Genomic DNA, 23,881 nt, shown 5'->3' with positions numbered 1-23,881 from the left:
CATTAACCGATTGCTTGGAATTTGATCATAAGCTGCTTTTACACGATTGATCATGTATGACAATAATTTAGTTTGGTCATTGATTCTCAAGTCATTTTCTCTCTCGACTAGTAAGATCAGTTTCTATTTCAACTTCATCTAAATCAACCCATCTTTCTTCGGAATTCGAAAGATAAATAGCATCCAATGTCTTCATAACCGCTAGCCCATCTTTTCCCGTAATGATTGGTTCTGTATCATTTTCAATGGCATCAAGAAATTCTCCGACAATAGTAGTTGGTTCCATGACAGATTGGGGCAGTTCATTTGCAAAGGTATAAACATTTTTTTCTCCATTTTCCTTCTCCACGATCACAGAATGCTTTTCCCCATATAGGGTAATCGCTCCTTCCGTGCCAAACAATTGAGTCATGCGATCATTACCGTTATAACTTGTTCGGCTAGAAATGAGCACACCTCTTACACCGTTTTGATATTCCAGAATAGTCATCGCGTTATCATCACCCGAGGCTTTTAAATTTGGATTTAAATTTGTTAAATGAGCGAATACTCTTTTAACATCCGAGTCGATGAGATAGCGCATTAAGTCAATTCGGTGGGATCCCACTTCGGCAATGGAACTTTTCCAATCTTCACTGACGGACTCCTCTTTATCACCAACACCTAGGAATGTACGAAAGGTCAACAGTTTCCCAATTTCATTTCGATCTAGCAATTCTTTAGCTTTAATAGGGGTAAGTCCGAGATAAGTCCAAAAACGGCATGATAGATAGAAAAAAATGTAAAGAGGGGTTTGGAAACGATTCGAGGGTTGAGGGGTCACCTGGGAAAATACCAATTATTCAGCAATCGGGCCAGATTGTGGAATAACCCTAAAAAAGAAAATTGTGTATTTAGGTTAAATTATATAGAAAAGATTGTGAAGGAATGTACTTAAAGTAACGGGGTTAGCTAAAGAAGAGTAAACAAAAATCCCGTATTCAATAAAGTATACGGGACTTTGAGTAAATTACTTATTTAATAAGAAAAATTAGATTCCAGCCCAAACATCTTTTCCATATCGTCCTTCACGTTGTAACTGATTCAACCAATTTTTTGCCTCTTGTTCACTGACCCCATGATGTTCTTGGTAAGCCTGACAAAGAGTATCTTCTACATCTGGAGCCATTCGACTTCCATCACCGCATATATAGAGGTGAGCTCCATTATCTAATAATGAAATTAATTTAGCTCCATCTTGTTTCATTAAGTGCTGTACATATGTTTTGGGATGTCCTTCTGAGCGAGAAAAAGCTGTGTGCAAGGATAGTAAGCCATCCATTTCATCTTTTTCCAGTTCTGTACGATAAAGATAATCTTGTTCGGGATGACGACAACCGAAATATAGATGAGCTTCTCCTAACTTTACCCCTTTTTGTTTTTGAACACGGCGGGCTTGTAAAAAACCTCTAAATGGTGCAATCCCAGTTCCTGGTCCAACCATGATAATTGGCGTTTCTGGATCTTTTGGCAACTGAAAACCGGATTGTGGAGTACGAATAAAACAAGCAATATTGTCTTCGTTGTGACGTTGAGCTAAATAGTTAGAAGCGACCCCTTTATATTCGCCTCGTCCACTCCATGCAGGTCCGCTTACAACACCGACTGTAATACTCAGGCGATCTTGGGCAACGAGTGGTGAGCTTGAAATAGAATAGTAACGTGGTTTGAGTGCAGGGAGAAGTTCTAAAAACCGCTCAAACGGCATTTCACATGCTTCGTACTTTTCGAGAAGATCTAACAGGGAAATACGTTTCTTTAATATTTGCTCCTGGTAAATTCCCTCTTCCACTAAATCTTCTAATTCGCGTTTGTGCGGAGGACAAACCGTAAACGACGCCAGTTCCCGTATTTGTGCTCTGGTTGCTGCTTCCTGCACTTCCACACTATAGCTAAGAAGATCATGTAAACTAACAGGCACATCGAGTGGCAGATGAGCTGCGTTTCGTCCACTTGCTGTCAGCACTACTTGATCGTTTCCATTCAAATTATACCTACGGAGAATGCGGCTGACATTTTCCTCACTGTTGTGCGGAAGCACTCCGAGATGGTCTCCTTCGTGATAAGTAACTCCTTGCGGTAAGGTCACCTCGATATGCCGAGTGCTCCGATCACTGCCAGCTGATTGGAGTTCGCGATTTTCCACAATAGTTGCATTCACTGCTTCGTACGAATGAGCAAGAGGAGACCCTCCAGGACCACCGATAAACTGAAGGCTTAAGGTACTGCGTTCTTTTTCTACATTTTCATTGAGCTCTAATCCAAAAGTTTTCATCGCATCCGACCACATGCTGCGTTTCCATTGGCCAAACTGCTCCTCAAAGTCTCCGCTTGCATCGCCCTCCCCGAGTGCCGAAAATCGGGTTGCTCCTTTTTGGGCAAGCTGCTCATCAATGAATCTCGGGACATGCTGATAAGTACTGGCCCAGTTATGATCTCCACAGCCAAACACCGCATAATGAACACCTTGTAGCTCACCAGGTTGTAGTTCTTCAAGCCATTGTACGAATTGTCCAGCATTGCTCGGTGGCTTTCCGTTATAAGAGGAAGTAACAATGAGAACTGCCCCCTCTTTCGGTAAGTTACCAATTCGGTCATTTAAAGGCGATACTTCAGTCCGTACGCCATGCAAACTCGCTGTATCCGCAAGTTCCCGTGCTACACCTTCAGCAGTTCCAGTATCAGAACCGTAAAGAACAAGAAGCGGACGATTATTGAGTCCTTGGAGAGAAGCTGCATTCTGAACTTGCTGTTCCAACTTGTGATTCTCCGGCGTCTCCGCTACAGGTGTTAGGACAGATGGACGGATGGCAGCTTGATTTCGGGATCGAATCCTTATCTTAAAATCACCTGGCTTTAGCGTTAATGTTTGCTTGACATCCAGCTGATAGTTTTGATAATCGATCAATTCGAAATGCTGGAGAAGCATTCCCAGTACGAGAGTGGCCTCATGAAGGGCAAACTGCATACCGATACATGCCCGTTGGCCATTTCCAAATGGCTTATAAGCATGATGAGGGACTTTGTTTGGGTCTTCAAACCGTTCAGGATGAAATTCTTCCGCATTGTCTCCCCATGCGTCTTTATCCCGATGCAGCTTTGGAATAAGAACGGTAATGCGATCTTCTTCTTTCTTAATTGGGTATTTCCCGCCAATCACCGTGTCTTCTTTTGCGTAAAGGTTGAATGCTGGTGCGGTAGGCCATAGACGCAGCGATTCATTTAAAATCATCCGGATATACTTAAGCTGCAGAACTTGTTGATATGTCGGAGTGGGACCTGTTAATACACGATCTACCTCTTCATAGGCTTTTCTCAATTTATCCGGATTTTTCAATAAGAAATAAATTGCAAAGGATAACAATCCACTTGTTGTCTCGTGCCCGGCTATTAAAAAGGTGATGATTTGGAAACGAATATTTTCATCATCCAGTTTTTCGCCTGTTTCTGGATCCTTCACATTTAACATACGGGAAAGCAAATCATTTTCTTCCTGGTTTCCATTGGCCTTACGTTCAGCAATAATTTGATCCACTAAAGAAAACATGGTTTGGATATCATGCTGAAATTGACGTTTCGTTCTCACCATGAGTTTGTCCTGTATATCCAGTCGCTGTAATTGATGCATCGCTTCATCTAGAGCACGGACCATGCTGACGATAAAAGGATGAGGAGTCTCACGATAATAACTGTTAAATCGGTAATTAAAACCGCATAGACCAATCGTGTCCAATGTAAGACGGGTCATATCCTCCGGGACATCCACCTCTTCATTCGGATTAAGCCGTGCCCATTTTTGAACGAGCTGTACGGCAATATCGATCATCATGGCATGGTAATCCTTCATTGCCCGCTGGCTGAATGTAGGCATCAGAATATTATGGGCTTTTCTCCAGTTAGGCTCGTGGGTCCCGCTTGTAAATAACCCGTCTCCACCAAAGGGACGAACCTTTGCTAAAGCACCTTCTACACTTTTATCGAACCGTGACTGGTCACAGACTTCTGCTACCAGTTCATGTCCAGAAACAATAATGGCGGTACCTCCTGGAGTTTGAAGTCGAAAAATGGGACCGTACTCTTCTGCTAGTTTGACAAACGATAAAATCGGTTTATCTCTATCGATTAATGGAATATTACCAAGCGGGCCATAGGTTTTCGGTTGAGGGATAGCAGTCAATTTTTCCATTAAAACCACCCTTTCAAAAAAGTATGTTGTTTTTATTAATTATCTTTATTTGAAAACCTCTGACTATCGGTATTACTTGATAAAGTTTACTTTTAAGCTGTGCTTAATCACTTGTTTCCATTTCTCTTCATCTTTTGTTATATCCGTGAAATTTCTCATAACATGAGGGGTGGCCTGCTGGTATGCAACGGATGACAACAACATGACAATGAGTTCCTCCGGATGCTGGTCCGCGAGAACACCTAATTCAATCCCTTTTACAATAAAAGGATAATTTTGTTCGTGAAAAGGCTTGATTAATCTAGCAAATAAATGGTCAAATCTTTCACCTTGTTGAACGGTTTCGTTAATGATAAACAAACTGAATTCTCGATGTTGAAAACTCATGTCAACCAGCTTGTCAAACAATTCGACTAATAAGACTCTCATATCAGAAGCATCATTTACATCCTCTAAAGTGAAATCATTGGTTTGCAGCACCTTATGGGAGAGTTTTGATATCACTTCTTTCCATAAGTCTAATTTTGAGCCAAAATGGTACTTTACAAGAGCCATATTTACATTAGCATCCAGGGCAATTTCGCGAAGACTCGTTTCCTCAAATCCCTTTGTGGAAAAAAGCTTAGTAGCAGAGTCTAAAAGCTCCATTTTTGCCACTTCTTTATCTTTGACAGGTCTTCCGGGTGCTTTTTTAATATCAGCATTATTCATAATAGAAGTTCCTTTCTATAATTAATCAATCGATTAATTAATATTATGTTTATTATTAATCAAATGATTAATAAAGTCAAGAGAAATACGAAAGTTCCATCTTTATAAACGAATCAAACCGAAAGTAAAAGAGGAGGTAGATGGTATGAAATCATGGACATATTGATGTAAAAGGATTGGAATTAGAAGTTAATCATATGGAATTATTCATCTTACTTCCGTCCTTATCCTTTCCCTATATGCTCATGATTATGATGCTGGGTATAGGATTGGGCAATCCAAGCCGATTCCTCACGATGGTCCTTCTAGTATTACAACTTGCAAGCAGTGGAGCTATGTTTCCGCGTGAACTGAACGGGTGCTTTACTTTGTGCGAAATGTTCCTGGCTCAAATGAAATGTGGACACACAATTTTGGTAAAGGTCAGGCAGTTTTAGATTTCTAAAACTGAAGGGTTATGTCGAGGAGTCGAATGAGGAGGTAACGCTCTGAAAGGCTCCCCCTGCGTCGAATAGCACGCTGTTTAGTAAGAAAAAGTGTGTTATAAGCTCGGCTAATAGGCATGAGAATTTACCGTAACAGTCCGGCTGACGAAAGCCTACCCGATGGGGTGGTGTAAATCATGGTGCTTGGGTTGAACAGATATGGTGAGAATGCAATGTAAATACAATAAGATGCTGTATTGCTGACGAACTTCTGAATGTACGGGTCTAGACGCGCGTTATATAGAAATGTATTTACTACTAAATGTAGGGTTAGCTGTGGATGAGTAAGAATGAAGAATATGAAAATCCATCTTGTGTTACAGGCACATGCAAGGCTAACAGGCTCATAGGAAGCACCTAAGTTTGTTCCATAATAGATGTAACTCAACGTTGTAAGCTGATAACGCGGAGAGCTTACTCTCAATGAGGCGTTGGAAAGGAAAATAGGCGTGAGAATAGCGACTGTATAACTTTTCTTCATATCAGTGAAAGTGGTGGTACAGTACCAATGAAGCGTGTAATGAACGTGGAGGGATAGCCACTAGACTAATAAAAGACTCATTCAACCATGCAAGACAGTTCTTAAACGATTAATAAGGTTCTTGTAAGACTAATAGAGGTTCAGCTCCGAAAGGAGCCACCGACTTGTTAAAACGAAAGAAACTGAGACACAACGAGTATTATGATATGCAAAGTCATTTGGATTCCTTATATGCTCGAAGTGCTAATGGTCAAAATTTTTATGGTTTACTCGATTTAATACAATCCGATGAAAATATTCGGTTAGCTTATCGCAATATTAAACGAAATACTGGTAGTAAAACGGCTGGATATGATGGATTAACGATTGAAGATATAAAGCGACTATCTGTATCAGAGGTCATATCGACGATACAACGAATGTTTGAACACTACACACCCCAAGCCGTTCGGCGGGTCTTTATTCCTAAGGCAAATGGAAAAACACGTCCCTTAGGGATTCCGACTATTTGGGATAGGCTGTTCCAACAGTGTATCTTACAAGTGCTTGAACCGATTTGTGAAGCAAGATTTTATAAACATAGCTATGGTTTTAGACCGAATCGCAATACACATCATGCGAAAGCTAGATTTGAAACGCTCATTAACAGGGCATGCTTATATCATTGTGTAGATGTTGACATAAAAGGATTTTTCGACAATGTGGACCATGCTAAATTGTTAAAACAAATGTGGTCATTAGGCATTCGAGATAAAGCACTGTTGTCTATTATTTCGCGTCTTTTAAAAGCTGAAATCATTGGAGAAGGCTTCCCAACGAAAGGTACACCGCAAGGTTGTATTTTATCACCTCTATTATCTAACATCGTACTAAACGAATTAGATTGGTGGGTCAGTAATCAATGGGAAAGTCTTGATACAAAGAAATCCTACCAATCACATAGTGGCAGATATAACGCCTTGAAACAAACCAAATTAAAACACTGCTATATTGTGAGATATGCGGACGACTTCAAAATTCTTTGTCGTACTCGTTCACAAGCGATTAAAATGTATTATGCAATCAAGGATTTCCTTCAAAAAAGGTTACATCTTGAGATTAGTGAAGAAAAATCAAAAGTGGTAAATCTAAAGAAAAACTCATCAGAGTTTTTAGGATACCGTCTTAAAGCACATCGGAAAAGGACGAATAAAAGAATTCTCTATGTTGCCCGCTCACACATGACAAAGAAAGCTCTCAAAAATGCACAGATAAAATTAAAACAAGCAATCAAAGCCATTCAGAAACATCAATCAGCTGAGAATGTTTGGCGTTTTAATACGGTTATAATGGGGATTCAAAATTATTATTCCGCAGCGTCACACATCACGAAAGACTTAAATGAGTTGAACAATCGTCTTAATAAAGCATTATATAATCGTTTAAAAGAAATGAGAAAAGAGGCAACGTTTCAAGACCTCACAAAATCCTTACAGAAACGGTATAAAGGATATGAATGTAAGCTCTATAAAATAAAAGAAATAGTGCTTGTTCCAATCCATGCCCAACGATGTAAGGTAAATCTAAATTTCTCTCAAACAATCTGTAATTATACTACCGCAGGTAGAGATAAAATTCATCAAAACTTGCGGGCAATTAATAAACACACACTCACCTATGTGATGAAACAATTTATACCGAGCCGTTCCATCGAATACAATGATAATCGGATTAGCCGGTTTATCGCACAATACGGGAAATGTGCCGTCACAGGAATTGAATTAGGACCGAACGATTGGCATTGTCATCATAAAACACCGTACCATCTCACAAAAGATGATTCATACGGGAATTTAATGATATTGCACGAATCTGTTCACCACCTCATTCATATGAGTAATCAAGAGAAAATACAAGTGCTTTTAAGTGTACTCAAGTTAAATAAAAAGCAACTCGAAGAGGTCAATAAATTGCGTGAGCAATGTCTGAACGAAGCAATCTGATTCTACATTTCATCTTGCATACACATAAAAATATTGAATGAATTGGATTAGTTGGAACGCCGTATGCGAGGAAACTCGCCCGTACGGTGTGAGGTGAGGGAAAAGCTGGCGATAACTTCAAAAGCTTACCTATCACTATAATAACGATCTTCAACAATCGGGCGCGTTTCTTGAATATTCGACTCTCGAAATAAAAAGCCACATTAAAGTAAGTTTAAGGGTGACATTTTATCTGTGTTATGAATCTCAAAAACGATTGTTTTTGAGATTTTTTATTTTAAGCAAATTTGTAACGATTTAATAACTTTTACTTCGTATCAAAACATTGCTCAAAATCTATATATCTATAACTTCCCTTTATGATACAATTTTACATAGAGGTGAAAATTTTAAATGAGTTCATATGTTTATGGTTAACGAGTACAGTATAGTCATCTGATTTAGCTTCTTTTTTTGAATAAAATTAAGCTATTGTCCTTTTAATGATGAGAATGCTCATACATTTTGCTTTCCACAGGGCGATCATTAATCTGTTTTTTGAAATAATTACCATTATAAAAAGCAGCTATCAATACAATAACTGATAAAATAACCATTATGGATATTAAAGTGTAAGAATTAATAATAGTCGGAGCTTTATCACTACTTTTTCTTACAATATTACTAATTAGAAGAAAGATTAAAGATGCAACAATAATATATAGGAAATCCATAAATACTAACATTATCTGATATTTCCCTGAAGGCAACATTACTCCCAGCATTGCTCCCATCATGCTACCCATAAGTGAAGCTGCCATTCCTTCAATTGTAACCAATAAGCCTAACTTGTTGCCTAAAAAGTATCCAACAATCAAACTTGAAATGATTGCAATCATCGTTGAAGTAGTTAAATTATTGTTATAAACAATGCCAGAGATTAATCCAATAACCAAACTAGACACCATTCCCAATGACATCACTATAATCATCCCTGTCGTTCCTATTAATTTATCTGTATTGAAATAAATTTTGCAAATCAAGTAAGCAGTATAACCTAATACTATTAATATACTTATAATTAATAACATCGACTCCCCCCTGAATAAACAAGCTTCCGTATCCTCTTCTCAATTGCTGTTTTTTGTTTATATAAAGAGAGGTAATAAAAATGGAATATAGAAATGCATAGCGCTAAAACTTTTTTATAAACAAATCCATGTAAAGAGAAGGGCTAGAAAAGAGGGATACGGCTTCTTGTAAATAATGGCTAAAAACATCCACCTGTCTTTGACACTTCGTAAATGTGATGGAAGCAAACATTACCTTGGTATCGTTAGTACAATTTTGGTAGCACAAATATGAAATACACCCTATTGTATGTTCGATACGATAACTGTTATTACCAAATCATGAAAACAAAAAGGTCCCAACAGGGTTTACCCTACTGGGACTTACGGTTTTTAAACAAGTGTCATAGCTGAATTGCGAAGCTATCACATCCCGGTTTTCGCGATATACACCCCTTATGTGTTACTTCCTGATCTAACCTAGTTACTTCCAATAAAAACCTCATAACTGTATTAATGAATGCCCAATGGCGATACTTCACTTCAACAATTCTTTCAGGAAATCCAGTTTCTGCTTCACATTATCTTTGGTAATAAGATCTACACCAGTATCAACACTTTTTCTAAATTGTTCTCCCTCTAGCACTTTCCGTGCAGTTTCAACACTTATATACCCCATATCATAAGGGTTTTGTGCTACTGTACCAGGTAATGTTCCATCTTTTATTAACTCATTCATTTTAATAATTCCATCTGCTCCGATGACTGGTATTTTATATCCTTGCTCCTTAATTACCTTTACAGCACTTAGCGCCAGAATGTCACTTGTAGCAAAGATACCTTTTACATCAGGATAATTCTGTAAAATTGTTGTCATTGCTTTCCTAGCCGGCAAAGCTTCATTTGGTAAATCCACTTGTTTTGCTACAATTTTAATTCCTGCATCTTCTAAACTAGATGTAGCTCCCTGTATCCGTTCAACTGAAACTGGACCGTTTAAAGACCCGCCAATAAGGGCCACTTCGTCTCCAGGCTGCAGCCCTGAAGCTAATAGTTCCCCTGCCTTTTTGCCTAATTCAAGGTTATTGGTACCAATATAAGCAGTTTTATGTTCCAAAGGAATATCTGTATCTACTAGTAATACGGGAATCTTATGTTGAGCAAATTTCTTTAAGGCAGACATGACTGCAGGTGATTGGAATGGAGAGACAATTAATGCATCCGGCTGTTCTTTAAGAACATTTTTTAAAACATACTCTTGTACATCTTTTTCTGATTTGAAACCAGGTGCCACAACTTTACCATCTATATCAAACTCTTGAAATCCCTTTTCCGCTCCTGCTTTCACAATATTCCAATACTGTGTATCTAGGTCTTGTAAAACAACAACCACTTTAGGTCGATTGTCTTTTTTAAGGAATTTGACTATACATCCTATTACAGTAGCTAGAAGAATCGAGCTAATTAATAGGATGACCCATTTCTTTTTCATTATTTATTTTCCTCCTAAAAGGGATATCATTAAATTTTTTCGATTTTATCACGTTGAGGACAAGCAGATTCAGATGCAAATATGATTTTTTAGAAGTATAGAATCTCGATATCCCTTTCAACTGTGGTTATGATACTACTTCCGACAATTTATGTGTGGATGCAACCTCAGTTCGGGCAGAAATGTTTCTTCAATACCTTCCTATGACTTTATCAACAGGAAGCGTTTTCGGACAAGCTAAAATTTTAAAAACATTAACTTTTTACAAATCTCCTAAACGTAAAGAGGATATCTCAAAAGGTAGATCATAGCGCTACCTTTTGAGACATCCTCTTCTAGCTAATTCCTTCCTGCTTACCAATTTTGTTTAAAAGTTCTTGATTCACATCACAAATCGCACTCACTTGAATGGAAAGCCTCCTTACTCACTATTACATCCCTTATTAATCTTTTCTTACAAGCAGCGAACAGCACTCCACATGTCCAGGGTGCGGCAACACATGAGATGTTGGTGGGAATAATTTATAAATTAATTATTGTTTATAATCTGTTTATTTAGGATTGATGCTTTTGGCATTAAAACCCCATTAGTGAAAGTATTCACAATCTTCTTGTTTAATTAATTATAATCTAATAAAATACAACTATTCAAATAAGGAAATCCCCTATTGGGTACTTACCCTTATTTCGTAAATAAACAATTCCAAGTTGCTAAGCTATTATTGTTTTTTGACGTAAAACCACGTTGAAAGCTTTTTGAAACCCTAGGCCTAGCCTAAGGTTTTCATCCCTATAAAAAAAGGAGCAGTCTTGCTTACAATTACAAGACTGCTCAAAATATATACTTATTTAGCGTTTTTTTACTTATTGTCTACATCCAAAGATGGAAGCCCAGCGATGTACCCTACATATCCCGGGTTTTGTGAACTGTTCATGAGATAAGTATGACCATCCAGATTTTCGACCATTTGTAATCCAGTGGATTCCCCGCCGCCTGGAACGGAAAGAATTCGGGAAAGCTTCTTGGTATCTACATTGTAAGCCCAGGTATAATTATTTTCATGATGATCAGAATCTTCAGCAATAAATAAAGTTCTCATTTCTTGAGAATAGACAATGTTATCCGGGTTGGCAATCTTGTCTACGTTAGCTGTATTCCCATCTTGATCTGGAGTAACTAAGTCCTCACCCATTACAAGACCTGCCATACTTACAGGCACATAATGACTGTCAATTTTTCCGCCATCATTTGTTTTACGATTTGGTTTGAAGGAAATCTCATATACTCCGCCTGCACTGATTTTCGGTAATTGAATATCATCAGCAGGTGCGGTCGGTTCAGCAAGCATTGTGTTTTCCTGATAGGAGATGGCCACGTATGCCTTATTGTCTTTTTCGTTGAAATCGAGACCTTCCATCTTATTAAATTCTACTGTTGCACCAACGTAAGCCGCATAGCGGTGTGTTTCTAAGAAAGCAGCCGCTTTTTCCATTCCCGGCTTCACTTTCAACCATTCCACTTTTTTGCCGTTAGCAGGTGTTTTGACTGGTGTGTACCCTTCTGCTTGTCCTTTAACTGCATCATCAGTCACGTCGAAAATATCACTGAATTTAAGGGTATCAGCCATTTTTTGAATTTCTGCATCTGTTGCATGACCAAGCTTAATCCATTCAAGATTTGCCGAGCCGCCATTGTCTGTACCAGTCTGAATCCACTTTGCAGCATATAGTGTACCGGCTGATAAATCTTTTTCCTTGTCAGCCACATACATAAAGAATCCGCCCGGATTGCTGTCAATGCCATAAATCACCGTTCGATTATCAGGCATCACCTTCACCCGCTCAAATGCCATACGACCCATGCTGTAATGCTTTACAACACTTGTATCCCCATTTGCATTTACAGTAACTTCTGGGACATGGCCATAATAATAAGGATTACCTACAATGGTTGGATCGTTATAATAGTTTTGCATATACTTGGTTACCGATGATGTTTTCGGATTCGCTTCATGTGCCCTTGCATCCGGATCGGTCTCTTCGGAACCAAGATGCGTATTCCAAGGAGTCAACAATCCGGCACAAGGTTTCCAAATGCCGTGAACGGAAGAAAAATCAATTGGTTTAATATCAACAACTGTAAGTTCGCCCGTTTCCGGATCCATTTTTACAGTACTTAGACTCATCGTTCCCGGGTTTTCAAGCCCATTCTGGTTTTTAGGCATTGATTCATAGTGGCTGATTAAATAATACGTGTTTGCTGGTAACCCAGGTACCTTCATTAAACTATTCATGTCAGGTGCAGTTGATGTATACGGTGTACCATCTGCCTTAGTCATAATTTGACCCTTTGCATTTATCGTGACACCGGCTGTGTTACCATTGATGACATCACCAGGCCTGAACAATGTTTCATAGCTTAGAGGAAGTGTTTTCTTGCTTCCATTAACATATGTAACTTCTACAGAAGCCTTTGAATACATCAGGTTATTTTTCTCATCATCCGTTTTTGGTGCATCCATTCCAATGAATTCTACCGATTTGATTTTCTGTGGTTGAGCAGGTGCAGCTAAAATGGAACCGACGGAAGAAAGTAAAAAAGATGCTGCCAGTGTAGGTATAAGGTACTTTTTCAATTCTCTTCACTCCTAGTTTATAGTTTTTCCAATCATTTGCTTCCCTCCAATTTTAGAAGACTAGTATTAATCACCTGTTATATAATGATAAACATAATGTAAATGTTTCATAAAACTTTTTGTAATTTACATTACACACACCATATATACAGACATGCTTGGCGTACAAACAAAAAAAGCAATCCAATTCATAGAATTGAACTACCAATTGATTTGCCATTGATGCAAGGATTCCCTATTTAAATAAAGGTCCCTCAGAATGGGACCTTTATGCTACTGTTACATCTTTAATTAACTTACTCTAATAAGTAGTGAACAGGATTCCACATGCGCCGAGTGTGGAAACATTTCAGTATAGGAAAACAACTTCATTATTTAAGCTTATCAGCAAATCCCACACCCACATTATTCTTACGTTTCATATACTTCTCTAAATAAATTTGACTTGTTTTTATACTTTCATGTCCCAAGGTGTGCATTAAATGATACAAATCTGCATTCCCTTCTTCTACGGACATAATTGCGAATGCATGCCGAAATGTATGGGCTGTTACAGGATTCTCTCGATATTTTAAGAATTCTAATCCTGTTTTTGCTACCATCTCCGTTACTTGATTGGAGAGTATTCGAAAATTATATATTTTTCCATTTCGATTCAGGAGCAATGGCATTATATCTCCTGTTTTAATATCCGTTTCATATCCTCTTCTTTTTCGAAATTCACATATGCATTGAAAAAGATAATCTGAAATAAACAAATCCCTCTGTTTATCACGTTTCCCAGTTACACGTAACCAGTATTTCCCCTCTGCATAAAACAAGTCTTTTACTCTGGCCTGACATAATTCTTGAATACGTGCCCCTGTACTGGCTAAAGCAAGTAAAATTGTATAGCTGAAGATATCTCGCTCTTGTCGATAATACTCTAGAATTTGCATCACTTCTCCATATGAGAGATCTCGATTGGGCCGATCTTCACTCCGCACATTTGCTTTTTGTAACTCCTCATGTAAGGGTGCCTCAATATAAGACATGGTATATAAATGTTTTAAAAAGGAGCGAATGATTGTTACTTTTTTAGCTAATGTTGCCACTGAGTATGGCTTTCCTCCTCTTCCTAACTTTGCTGTCTTTAACCAATCATTATAACGCCGGATATTCCAAGGGGCTAATACTTGAAGAAGTGACCCTTTCTTCTCAACCTCCTCTCCCCTTATATCAAATACATCTGCATCCTTGATGAGCGTCTGACAAAATGTTAGTAGCTCTTTTAGATAGATTTGTTTTGTGTCTCTTTTTCGATTCTTCTTCTCATCCATATCTCGTTCAAAGTGTACATAGTAATAGATCACTTCCATATCACTTAGATACTCATATTTCTTTCTTCCCTCTTTTTCCGCTAATTCTATCTTTATATTCATTGTATGGATGTATTTGTTATCTATTAAAATGTTTATTGCATCATGGATATTGTTTTGTATGAGATGGTTATGTATAAGGTTCTGATTGATTAGATCATTAATATTTGTTATATCTAATTTATCCATATAAGCCCTTCTTTCTATTTGTTTATCTTTTATGACTTTTCATAGATATGTTAATTATAACATACCTATAAAACCCTTATTATTACTATAAATATTTAATTACATAAGTCTTCCTATAAGAATGGTCTATTCTTACTGATATAACCTACTTATTAAGTATTTTATAAATATCTTGTATTTCTTTTATTTGTTACAAGTAATTATCTTGTTATCAATATGCAATTTATTACTTATTTAACTTTTATCTTTAAATTAAAAATAACTTTTCATTAATAAATAAAAAGAAATGAATGATACATTATCTAATAGCTTACTTGTAATAAATAAGTGTAAGTGTAAGTTAGTGCGTGATATACTAGAATTAGAACTATACATGCTTCTTTTCTTTTATACATCTTTTATTTATAAAGTCAGATATTGAATATTACATAGTTTGAGAAAATATATAACCGAATAGATAGAATGCTAGGAGGATCTAAAAAATGAGTGAGAATTTATTATTTATTCAAGAGGAAACCGTGACAACCAAACAGGCAGCACAATTGTTAGGGGTAAAGGAAAGTACGATTCTCCGGTATGAAAAAAATGGAATGCTTGCATCTTTATATCCGGATTCTTGGCAGCAAGATGGTACGAAAATTTTTTATAAGAAGGATGTAGAGCAACTCCTTGAGCAGCAGCAAAAACCTGGATTGACTACTAAAGAAGCAGCCAAGATTTTAGATGTAGCCCCTTCTACTATTATTAAGCATATCCAAAAAGGAACACTGCAGGCAGAATTACAGAAATATAGAGGAAGAGATACGTATTTCATTCAAGAAGAGGAATTAGAGCGTTTCATAGATAATAATCCGATTTCTTCCTATATATATGAGCGAAAAACATTCATCGCAAATGTGGATGACACAGAAGTGTACTTGTTTCAGCCATTTGTAAATTTTGACAACAAATTAGCACGTATTATCTCTGTAGAGGGAGAAGGAAAGGTATTAACAGAGCAAGAAGAAGTATTTCCACTGCATGAACTGAAAACTCGTGGATATAAACCTAAGGTTGTAATTGAACGTGGTTCTTATAATACGAAGCGTGGGTATGTTTCGTTTCTCTTTAAAAAACCGGCTTTTCTTCAATCCCCGACGTATACTATGATCGAGTGGCTTTATCAATATCAAGGGGCAGCGAATATTCGAATGGAGGTAAATGGGGATAATATTAAAATAGAAGTAAAACCATTTTTGTTAGAAATCAATCCGCTGCAATATCAGGAAGAGATTAGGTATATGCATCGGCATGTTGTGGATGGGGAAATAGCTGTGCGCCATAATGGAGTATTATTGGATAGTAAAATTGAAACTCTTTCTTTCTATGTAGATAAACAATTTAAGGATCAGGTAAAGATGCTTGCTAAGGAGCAAGGTGTGGGATTAGAGGAATTTTTGTTGAATGCTGTAAGAGAGTATATAAATATTAATAAATAAGAGTACACTAGCAGCCCTGATTTGGGCTGTTTTCTCATTTTCTTACTGTAGTAAGAGCTTCCATTCCAAAAATCCCCTCAATGTATAATATCCGCGTTTTGCCGTCAGGGCTCCTAGAAGCTGTTATCGTCGTGGCCACTAAACCAAGCCACACCGATACCGTAAAACCTTTACTATATCCATGTCCACAATCAGTTCCACAAGTAACTCCACCATCACTCATATACTTTCTTCTTTCATTTCGAAAAGTTAATTATGGAACTTTATCTAGGTTACTTCATTATATTTCCCCCTGTTGTATTTGGGTACAAGTCAGTTATAGGTTAATTAATATACTTTTCCACCATCTGCTTAAGTCTAGTTTTATCAAAGTTATTATACTGATTTGCCGTATTACGAATTGGGTCTCCTGCATAGAAACGCTCATATAATTCATGTCTGGACCCTAATGGACTTCCAATCAAGTCCCAGGCTAGTTTAAATAGTTTTGTCCTTTTTTCGGCTTCTATAGCAGCGCCCTTAAAATATTCCTTCAAAAGCGGGGACAACGGACCCTGGAAATCATGAACACTTGAAGGTAATTGAATAAATCCTCCAGCTCCTATAAGCTGTAATATTTCTAGCGCACGTGGATAATATTTGGCCCCTAGGTTTCTTGCTGTTTCAATATAAGTAAAGTCCGGGGTAAAGGTTCCATATTGGTCGACTTTTCCTTGAAACTCGGAAGCTATTAGTAAACCATTGATTGTTTTAACCTGCATGATCAATTCTCCGATCTTTTCCTGAACATGCAGATAAGTATTGGCTCCTATAGCATCCGCAATTTCATATGCAAGAGCCGCCACAAATTCCAATTTTGTTCCCAACCGGACAATAGCCTGGTGATACGCTAAGCTATTCGATACGGAATCGGATTTGATTTGCCATATTGCTTCTGGGTTATCATGAAGTAAAACACGTTCCCACGGAACAAAAACATTATCGAAAATTAATAACGCATCCATCTCATCATACTGGGAACTGAGTGGGGAATCTGCTTTTTTTGAAGGCTCTGAGGCAAAGGATTCACGGCAAACTAGGTGCAAGCCTGGAGAGTTTGCTGCGACAATAAGCATGTGGGCTAGGGGCTTCTGCTCTTCTTTTAACATTCCAAGCGGATAAATAATCAAGTCATTGCTATATGGAGCTGCGGTTCCAACCATCTTGGCCCCGTTTACAAATACACCATCTTCTGTCTTTTTTGTAATTCTTAATAAGCCTAAATTTTTTACTTCTGGGACAGGTTGAATAGAACGATTAATTTGGGGATCCCGCTGCACAACGCTTAAAAAAAGATGGCGATCTCTTGCTTCTTCATAGTAGGTTCTTATTTTTCCGGGGAAGTGTTGATCAAATCGTTTATACTCTTCTCTCGAAGCATACCATCCCGTCAACCTGGATCTCGCATAATCAGATAAACGGCTCATAACACCGTCTGTTGCTTGGCTCCATACTTCAAAGGCTCTCCTTCTTTTCATTAAATCCTCATAAGAGTGAGGAATCAAAAATGCCGTATGGACATATTCATGTGTTTTGGGACTAATATATCCAATGGAGTCCCTTATATCCGGATCTTCAAACATGTCAAATAAGCTGGAAATGGTCGATAAAGTACCTGTAAAGTTTTGATTTTTTGACACATCAACAATTTTTCCATCCAACCAGACATTTCTTCCGTCCTGTAAGCTTTGAATAAATTGTTCTTTGATACTTGTCATGTTTTCCCCTTCCAATCTTCCTCAATGTTTGTACTCGGAATGTAAAGTTGTCCTCCATTTAATGGTGAAGAATATACATGAAATGTAACAACGGGTGAAAATGTCGGATTAAGCATCATATGGATGGTATCGCCATTCACATGAAAGACATCACCTCTTGAATATTTTTGTATTTCTTCATATATAGGATAAGATTTATTTTCCTTTTTCTTATACACTACGTTTAACAACTCCCCTTCTACTATGGCAATACACCCGATAGAAGTACCGTGGTCATGGACTAATGTTTTAGCCAATGCTGGTAAATAAATAACAATCACTTCTGTATTTTTATTTTTGAATATAACATTCCTTCCGTATTCAAGGTTCTCGGGCTGCTTTAGAAAATGGGCAATTTGATTAATATTTAAATTTAAATTCTTAACAGTAAGAGCCAAACTTTCATGTTTAAAAGATGATAAATTATTAAACGTTTCTTTAATCTCATCTAGAAAAGCCAATTGTTCCTTTCCTTTCCTTTCTTAGTGAATTCTATTTATTCTCAGTAAAATAAACAATTGTAGAGAAACATGATAAACTTAGTCGACTTTCTAGATTAGAATATGAAAAATTTGCTTGGACGTGCTTAACTTTTATTTAAATGGACGTGCTCCATGTATATATTTTTTTCAGAGAAATAGCATGGTAAAAAAGCCTTTTCTTAAGGAGGGAGCACGATTTGAAAATATCCAGTAAAGGAGAATATGCTTTAAGGACTCTTATAATGTTAGGGAAAAATGAAAACAAGCTCATTCAGGTTAAAGAAATCGCTGCGGAAACATTAGTTCCTTCACAATACCTTGAACAAATATTACTGCAATTGAAAAGTCACGGGTATGTAAAAAGCAAACGGGGAATTAATGGAGGCTATATATTGAAAGTACCAACAAATTTAATTGTCATTGGGAAAGTGATACGTGATCTCGAAGGACCGCTCGCACCAATGAGCTGTGTAAGCGTCACTGCTTACGAATATTGCCCGTTGGAGGAGAAAGCATGTGTCTTAAAACCGCTCTGGGGACTAATTCGAGACGTAGTGGCAGACCTATTGGATCACACAACCTTGAAGGACCTATTGGAGGGAAATATCTACAAAAATTAGGCGGCTACTCTCCAAGCCCTTAAAAAAATTTACATTAAGATAAAGGAGCTAAAGGAGTAGAAGTCGTCGCTAAAACTTTATATTCAACAATGTCCTTCATTTTTAGATACCATAAAATTATTATGTTAACTATAGCTATCTTCAAAATAACATCACTGAATCAGAGCTAGATTTGACTCACGTACTATTAGACACTTACAAAAATAATGTTAGTAGCGAACTTGTTAGTAAAATACCTTTGGATGGCAAAATTGCATCAAATATATCAACTTTATCAATAAAATCATATAAAAACTGATAAAAAGAGCCACCATATCAACTAACTGAATTAACTACAACTATTATAAATCCTAGTCGTCCCTGGAGGTTGCTGATTCGAATCTAGTCGGTATCATACAAATGAGAAGCCCTGAGTCCTTGGTTAAGAAAATACTGACCTGATTTGTCTACCTCCTATATCGGAGATTACGTGAACTAGCAGCCCAAATCAGGGCTGCTTTCTCATTTTCTTACTGTAGTAAGAACTTCCATTGCAAAAATCCCCTCAATGTATAATAATATCCGCGTTTTGCCGTCAGGGCTCCTAGAAGCTGTTATCGTCGTGGCCGCCAAACCAAGCCACACCGACACCGATAATAATAAGTAGGATAAAGAGAACAAGCATTAGCGTAAGACCTTTACTATGTCCATGTCCACAATCAGTTCCACCAGCAACTCCACCATCACTCATATATACTTCCCTCCTTCATTCCGAAAGGTTAATTATGGAATTTCATCTAGGTTAATTCATTATATTTCCCCCTGTTGTATTTGGGTACATATCACGAATAAATGATGAAATCGCCCATTTTTTACGTTTCTATTCTCTGGTTGGCGCTTTTATGCTATCAAGGTCATTTGTTTATGTTTCTTTTTATTTATAAATTAGTGTAAGTGATTTTGCTCAACTCAAGACATGAATACACATTCTGTACAGTGAAAAACACTATCAATATATTCATAACTTAATAGAGTGCTTGTACAAATTAATGGAAAATAAAACCGCCGGCCTTATTAGTTATTCAACTAAGAGGGTAGCGCATTTCTCCCCTACTACCCTTTGTAATGAAACTGTTTGATTAGAAAATCAATAAAGTACCTGCTTGATATTGGTAATGTCTTTTTGTTTTTAAAGGCTATTCCAATTGTCCTCCTAATAGATGGCTCAATTCGTTTTGCGACAAGCCGATAGCTTACTTTCTTTAGTACCATCTCTGGTAAAATCGAGATACCTAATCCATTTTCTACCATAGACATAATCGTATAATCATCATGTACATGATATTGAATATTGGGGTATAATCCTTTTTGCTTAAATATTTCTAACGGTTCGCTTAGTCCTCCCTCATCTAATAAAATAAACGGTTCATTCACTAAGTCATCAACTGAAATGGATTCTCTGCTTGTAAGTGGATGGTCAAAGGGCAACACAGCAAGCATCTCATCGGTTGTTAGTGGAATGGTTTCCAAGTCTGTGACGGCATCTGGGTTCACAAAGCCAAAATCAACACTACCTTCTTTAATGTATTGAACAATGCTCGTGTATTCTCCCTGCTGTAGGTGGAAGTGGACTGAAGAGTAGCTTTTCTTAAATTCTTTCATAAAAATTGGCAACCAATTACTAGACACACTAGAGAATGTCCCGATTCGAATATTACTGTTCTCTAATCCTCGCATTTCCTTGCTTTTCTCGATTAGTTCTCTATGGGCATAGCAGATGTTTCGAATATATGGCAAAATTTGCTCCCCGTCTGGAGTCAAACTAATTCCTTTTCGGGAGCGGAAAATTAACGTCGTTGATAGCTCTTCCTCAATTGCATGGATCATTTGGCTAACCGCTGATTGTGTATAATCGAGCTCATCTGCAGCCTTTGTAAAACTTCCTTTTTCCATTACTTTTAGAAAGACTTCATACCGATTCATAATTATCCCCTTTTGAATTAATTTTATTAATACAACTATTATAAATATTAATTTTACTAATGTAAATTCGTCTGATAGAATCAAAGAAATTTAACATCAGGGGGATTGGACATGAACACAAAAGGGGCGTTATGGAGAAAAGGAGCAAAGGACGGGCTACCAATTGCATTTGGTTACCTTGCCGTAGCGTTTAGTTTTGGCATTTTAGCAGCGAAAGCAGGGATTACCTCGGTAGAAGCCGTACTTATGTCATTAATAAATCTAACATCTGCTGGACAGTTTGCCGGCCTAACATTAATAGCGGCCTCGGCACATCTTGTGGAAATTGCGGTCACACAATTGATTATCAATTCACGCTACTTTCTTATGTCGGCAGCATTATCGCAAAAAATAGATACACAAACATCACTTGTTCATCGAATGATCATGGCTTTCGGAATTACCGATGAGGTATTCGGCCTGTCAATATCGGTAAAAGGGAAATTAAGTCCGTTCTATACGTATGGCGTTATGAGTGTTGCGATTCCTGGTTGGACACTTGGTACGTTTCTTGGTGCCTATTCCGGAGACGTCTTACCAGCAAACGTGGTAAGTGCATTAAGCATCGCCCTTTACGGTATGTTGCTAGCTGTTATTATCCCTCCAGCGAAAGGGAATAACATCTTAGCTGTACTAATTTTACTTTCGATGATTGCGAGCTTTTTCTTTAGTGTGGTACCAGGTTTAAAAAGCATTTCATCGGGTGTGAAGATTATCGTATTAACCTTTGTTATAGCAGGAACGGCTGCCTATTTGTTTCCGATAAAGGGGGATGTAGCCAATGAATAGTGTCTATTTCTATATGCTAGTTATGGCTGCAGTAACTTACCTCATTCGTGTGCTGCCACTAACATTAATACGAAAACAAATTAAAAATGTCTATATCCAGTCCTTTTTATACTATGTGCCATTTGTTACATTGGCTGTCATGATATTTCCAGCGATTCTAAATGTTACTGCTTCAACCACCTCCGCCCTTATTGGATTCATCATTGCTGTAGTACTAGCTTATAAGGGTGCAAGTTTGTTTCGTGTATCGCTGTTTGCTTGTGTCGCTGTGTTTTTGGTGGAAGCTTTTGTTTTATAAACATAAAAAATAAAGTATTAGGGTGTAAAGACGAAGAAATACCTTCGTGAGCTCAGTATGTTTACGGACTAATGAGTACATCTGTCGCAGCTTCTAATGCACTGCATAGTTGGTTGAGGGACGCGGATGCAACTTCTTGACTGAGCCATACACACAGTGACACAAGATCTTGTCCACTATACTTACTTGTTCGGCGGACAAATCCTACCTCTTTTGCGAGTCTATGAAGGGTTTCAGGAGATAAATTACGGTATAATTCCTGGGCAAAGAGTTGCAGTTGTCGCATAATGAAGCCTCCATAAGAAACGCCATCCTTATCAATCATTCTACTAAAAGGATAGCGTATTTCTCGCATATGGGGGATATATTTATTCAAATTAGTTTGATGGGCAGGGGGTACTGATGGAAAAAGGCGGATATTATACGCTAAGATGTTTCCATGAAGGTGAATCCTTGCTGTTCTTGCGCTAACAAAGCAAAACCAACCCTTTTAAGATCTGGATAGTTAGGAAAGACCACAGTCACTTCCACCACAAAGCATTAGGGTATTGTGCTGAAGGGATTTGTACTGGCTCTCCAATCTTCGGTACCACAATCTCCACATTCTTCTCTTTTGTTGCTTTTATCACCCGCTCAATAGGATCATTCCAATCATGCAACGCTAGGGTGAAGGCACCCCAATGTATTGGAAACAATACCTTCCCTTTCACATCCAAATGAGCCTGTACTGTTTCTTCTGGCATCATATGAATGTTAGCCCAACGTTCGTCATATTGACCGCACTCCATAAGTGTCAAATCAAACGGACCGTATCGTTCGCCAATTTCCTTAAAATGCGTAGCATACCCGCTATCGCCACTAAAATACACTCGATCCTGCTGACCAATAATGACCCATGAACACCATAAGGTTGCATTGCGATCAAAGAGGCTACGCCCTGAAAAGTGCCTTGCCGGAGTACAGATAAGCTGAAGTCCGTCTAGTTCGGATTCCTCCCACCAATTATGTTCAGTGATATTTTCCTGTGCGACACCCCAACGTACCAAATGGCTGCCAAGACCGAGCGGCACAAAGAACCGTTTCACCTTATCCTTCAACTTTTGAATGGAGCGGTAATCAAGATGATCATAATGATCATGAGAAAAAATAACTGCATCAATTATTGGGAGTTGATTTAGATCAATGGGCACATCTTTGCTATAACGTTGGTTGCTCATGAACGGAATAGGCGAAGGGGTCGGTCCAAGCATTGGATCGAGCAGCAACGTCTTTCCCTCCATTTCCAGCATTAGTGCTGAATGTCCAAACCACGTCACCCGTGTTTGCTTGTGGCGCTGTATACTTCCAAAATTCACGTGCTGCATGGGAATAGGCGCAATCGGCTTCCGATTTGGGTTGCCCTTTACATAATCCCGCAAAAGCGACAAAACATCTGCCATTCCCATACTCATTGGGGTAGGAGTTTGGTTTATGAAACTCTTCCTGTTGAAGTTCGGAAGTTGGCGGAAGAGTTGTATGTCCTCTTTGGACATTTTTGCTCCAAAGGATGGGTAATAAGCTAAGAAAGATACGATACCGAATATAACGGCTGCGCATATAATGAAAATCGTCATTTGGTTATTCTCCATATCTTTATATATATTGACATATTTCCTCCATTACAGGAGCCTGACGGCAACATGTAGATACTATAATACTACACGATATTTAATAGTTATTAAATATTTTTTAATTCGATACGTGAAATTTTAACCTTTAATCAAGTCTACACTTGACTGTTACTCCATCGACTCCACTTGCACCTTTATT

At 37.8% G+C, this 23,881-nt stretch carries 17 protein-coding genes and 1 pseudogene; 5 read left to right on the top strand and 13 right to left on the bottom strand.

What is annotated here, in order from left to right:
* Positions 1-91 precede the first annotated feature (91 nt).
* From EP737_RS12580 to EP737_RS12570, 3 genes are all read right to left on the bottom strand, one after another.
* Positions 92-715, bottom strand: coding sequence for a Gfo/Idh/MocA family protein (locus EP737_RS12580; protein WP_129728325.1), 624 nt, complete (start codon positions 713-715; stop codon positions 92-94).
* 315 nt (positions 716-1,030) lie between these two features.
* Positions 1,031-4,225, bottom strand: coding sequence for a bifunctional cytochrome P450/NADPH--P450 reductase (locus tag EP737_RS12575; protein WP_129728324.1), 3,195 nt, complete (start codon positions 4,223-4,225; stop codon positions 1,031-1,033).
* Positions 4,226-4,297: 72 nt separating this feature from the next.
* Positions 4,298-4,936: a TetR/AcrR family transcriptional regulator gene (locus EP737_RS12570; protein ID WP_129728323.1), complete on the bottom strand. Its 639-nt coding sequence runs from the start codon at positions 4,934-4,936 to the stop codon at positions 4,298-4,300.
* Positions 4,937-6,066: 1,130 nt separating this feature from the next.
* Here EP737_RS12570 and ltrA point away from each other — a divergent pair.
* The gene (gene ltrA / locus EP737_RS12565; RefSeq protein ID WP_129728322.1) at positions 6,067-7,884 is read left to right on the top strand and encodes a group II intron reverse transcriptase/maturase; all 1,818 of its coding nucleotides are present in this window, start codon (positions 6,067-6,069) and stop codon (positions 7,882-7,884) included.
* A gap of 479 nt (positions 7,885-8,363) precedes the next feature.
* Here the strand turns inward: ltrA and EP737_RS12555 are convergent, their stop codons facing one another.
* The 4 genes from EP737_RS12555 to EP737_RS12540 all read right to left on the bottom strand — a co-directional run bounded on the left by EP737_RS12555 (position 8,364) and on the right by EP737_RS12540 (position 14,608).
* Positions 8,364-8,954, bottom strand: a complete 591-nt coding sequence (locus EP737_RS12555; protein WP_129728321.1) for a hypothetical protein — start codon at positions 8,952-8,954, stop codon at positions 8,364-8,366.
* A gap of 517 nt (positions 8,955-9,471) precedes the next feature.
* On the bottom strand, positions 9,472-10,425 hold the full coding sequence (locus EP737_RS12550) for a sugar ABC transporter substrate-binding protein (RefSeq protein ID WP_129728320.1): 954 nt from the start codon (positions 10,423-10,425) through the stop codon (positions 9,472-9,474).
* Between the two features lie 860 nt (positions 10,426-11,285).
* Complete coding sequence (locus EP737_RS12545; protein WP_129728319.1) at positions 11,286-13,061, bottom strand: PhoX family protein; 1,776 nt, start codon at positions 13,059-13,061, stop codon at positions 11,286-11,288.
* Positions 13,062-13,432: 371 nt separating this feature from the next.
* Positions 13,433-14,608 carry a tyrosine-type recombinase/integrase gene (locus EP737_RS12540; protein ID WP_129728318.1) on the bottom strand — a complete coding sequence of 392 codons (1,176 nt, stop codon included), beginning with the start codon at positions 14,606-14,608 and terminating at the stop codon, positions 13,433-13,435.
* A 482-nt stretch (positions 14,609-15,090) separates the two neighbouring features.
* On the opposite strand from EP737_RS12540, the gene EP737_RS12535 reads away from it, so the two are divergent.
* The gene (locus EP737_RS12535; RefSeq protein ID WP_129728317.1) at positions 15,091-16,086 is read left to right on the top strand and encodes a helix-turn-helix domain-containing protein; all 996 of its coding nucleotides are present in this window, start codon (positions 15,091-15,093) and stop codon (positions 16,084-16,086) included.
* Positions 16,087-16,409: 323 nt separating this feature from the next.
* Here the strand turns inward: EP737_RS12535 and EP737_RS12530 are convergent, their stop codons facing one another.
* Together EP737_RS12530 and EP737_RS12525 are read right to left on the bottom strand one after the other, a co-directional pair.
* Positions 16,410-17,843, bottom strand: coding sequence for a 4-hydroxyphenylacetate 3-hydroxylase family protein (locus EP737_RS12530; protein WP_129728316.1), 1,434 nt, complete (start codon positions 17,841-17,843; stop codon positions 16,410-16,412).
* Entirely contained in the window at positions 17,840-18,343 is a 504-nt protein-coding gene (locus EP737_RS12525; protein WP_129728315.1) for a cysteine dioxygenase, read from the bottom strand. Before EP737_RS12525 ends, EP737_RS12530 begins: the two co-directional genes overlap by 4 nt.
* 218 nt (positions 18,344-18,561) lie before the next feature.
* Here EP737_RS12525 and EP737_RS12520 point away from each other — a divergent pair, with 218 nt between their 5' ends.
* Positions 18,562-18,984 carry an RrF2 family transcriptional regulator gene (locus EP737_RS12520; protein ID WP_129728314.1) on the top strand — a complete coding sequence of 141 codons (423 nt, stop codon included), beginning with the start codon at positions 18,562-18,564 and terminating at the stop codon, positions 18,982-18,984.
* Positions 18,985-19,567: 583 nt separating this feature from the next.
* Here the strand turns inward: EP737_RS12520 and EP737_RS12515 are convergent.
* Together EP737_RS12515 and EP737_RS12510 are read right to left on the bottom strand one after the other, a co-directional pair.
* Positions 19,568-19,714, bottom strand: a complete 147-nt coding sequence (locus EP737_RS12515) for a YjcZ family sporulation protein (protein ID WP_129728313.1) — start codon at positions 19,712-19,714, stop codon at positions 19,568-19,570.
* Between the two features lie 362 nt (positions 19,715-20,076).
* Entirely contained in the window at positions 20,077-20,946 is an 870-nt protein-coding gene (locus EP737_RS12510; RefSeq protein WP_129728312.1) for a LysR family transcriptional regulator, read from the bottom strand.
* A 111-nt stretch (positions 20,947-21,057) separates the two neighbouring features.
* Between EP737_RS12510 and EP737_RS12505 the strand changes: the two genes are divergently transcribed.
* Together EP737_RS12505 and EP737_RS12500 are read left to right on the top strand one after the other, a co-directional pair.
* On the top strand, positions 21,058-21,774 hold the full coding sequence (locus EP737_RS12505; protein WP_129728311.1) for an AzlC family ABC transporter permease: 717 nt from the start codon (positions 21,058-21,060) through the stop codon (positions 21,772-21,774).
* Complete coding sequence (locus EP737_RS12500; RefSeq protein ID WP_129728310.1) at positions 21,767-22,072, top strand: AzlD domain-containing protein; 306 nt, start codon at positions 21,767-21,769, stop codon at positions 22,070-22,072. The genes EP737_RS12505 and EP737_RS12500 overlap by 8 nt, the downstream gene beginning before the upstream one ends.
* Positions 22,073-22,139: 67 nt before the next feature.
* Here EP737_RS12500 and EP737_RS12495 read toward each other — a convergent pair.
* A pseudogene (locus EP737_RS12495) lies at positions 22,140-22,397 on the bottom strand (hypothetical protein); the annotation flags it as partial.
* 196 nt (positions 22,398-22,593) lie between these two features.
* Complete coding sequence (locus EP737_RS12490; RefSeq protein ID WP_129728309.1) at positions 22,594-23,685, bottom strand: MBL fold metallo-hydrolase; 1,092 nt, start codon at positions 23,683-23,685, stop codon at positions 22,594-22,596.
* Positions 23,686-23,881: the final 196 nt, after the last annotated feature.

The sequence above is a fragment of the Ectobacillus funiculus genome (genome assembly GCF_004138295.1).
In the GTDB taxonomy this organism is placed as follows: domain Bacteria; phylum Bacillota; class Bacilli; order Bacillales; family Bacillaceae_G; genus Ectobacillus; species Ectobacillus funiculus.
This window is presented reverse-complemented; position numbering and strand designations above follow the sequence as displayed.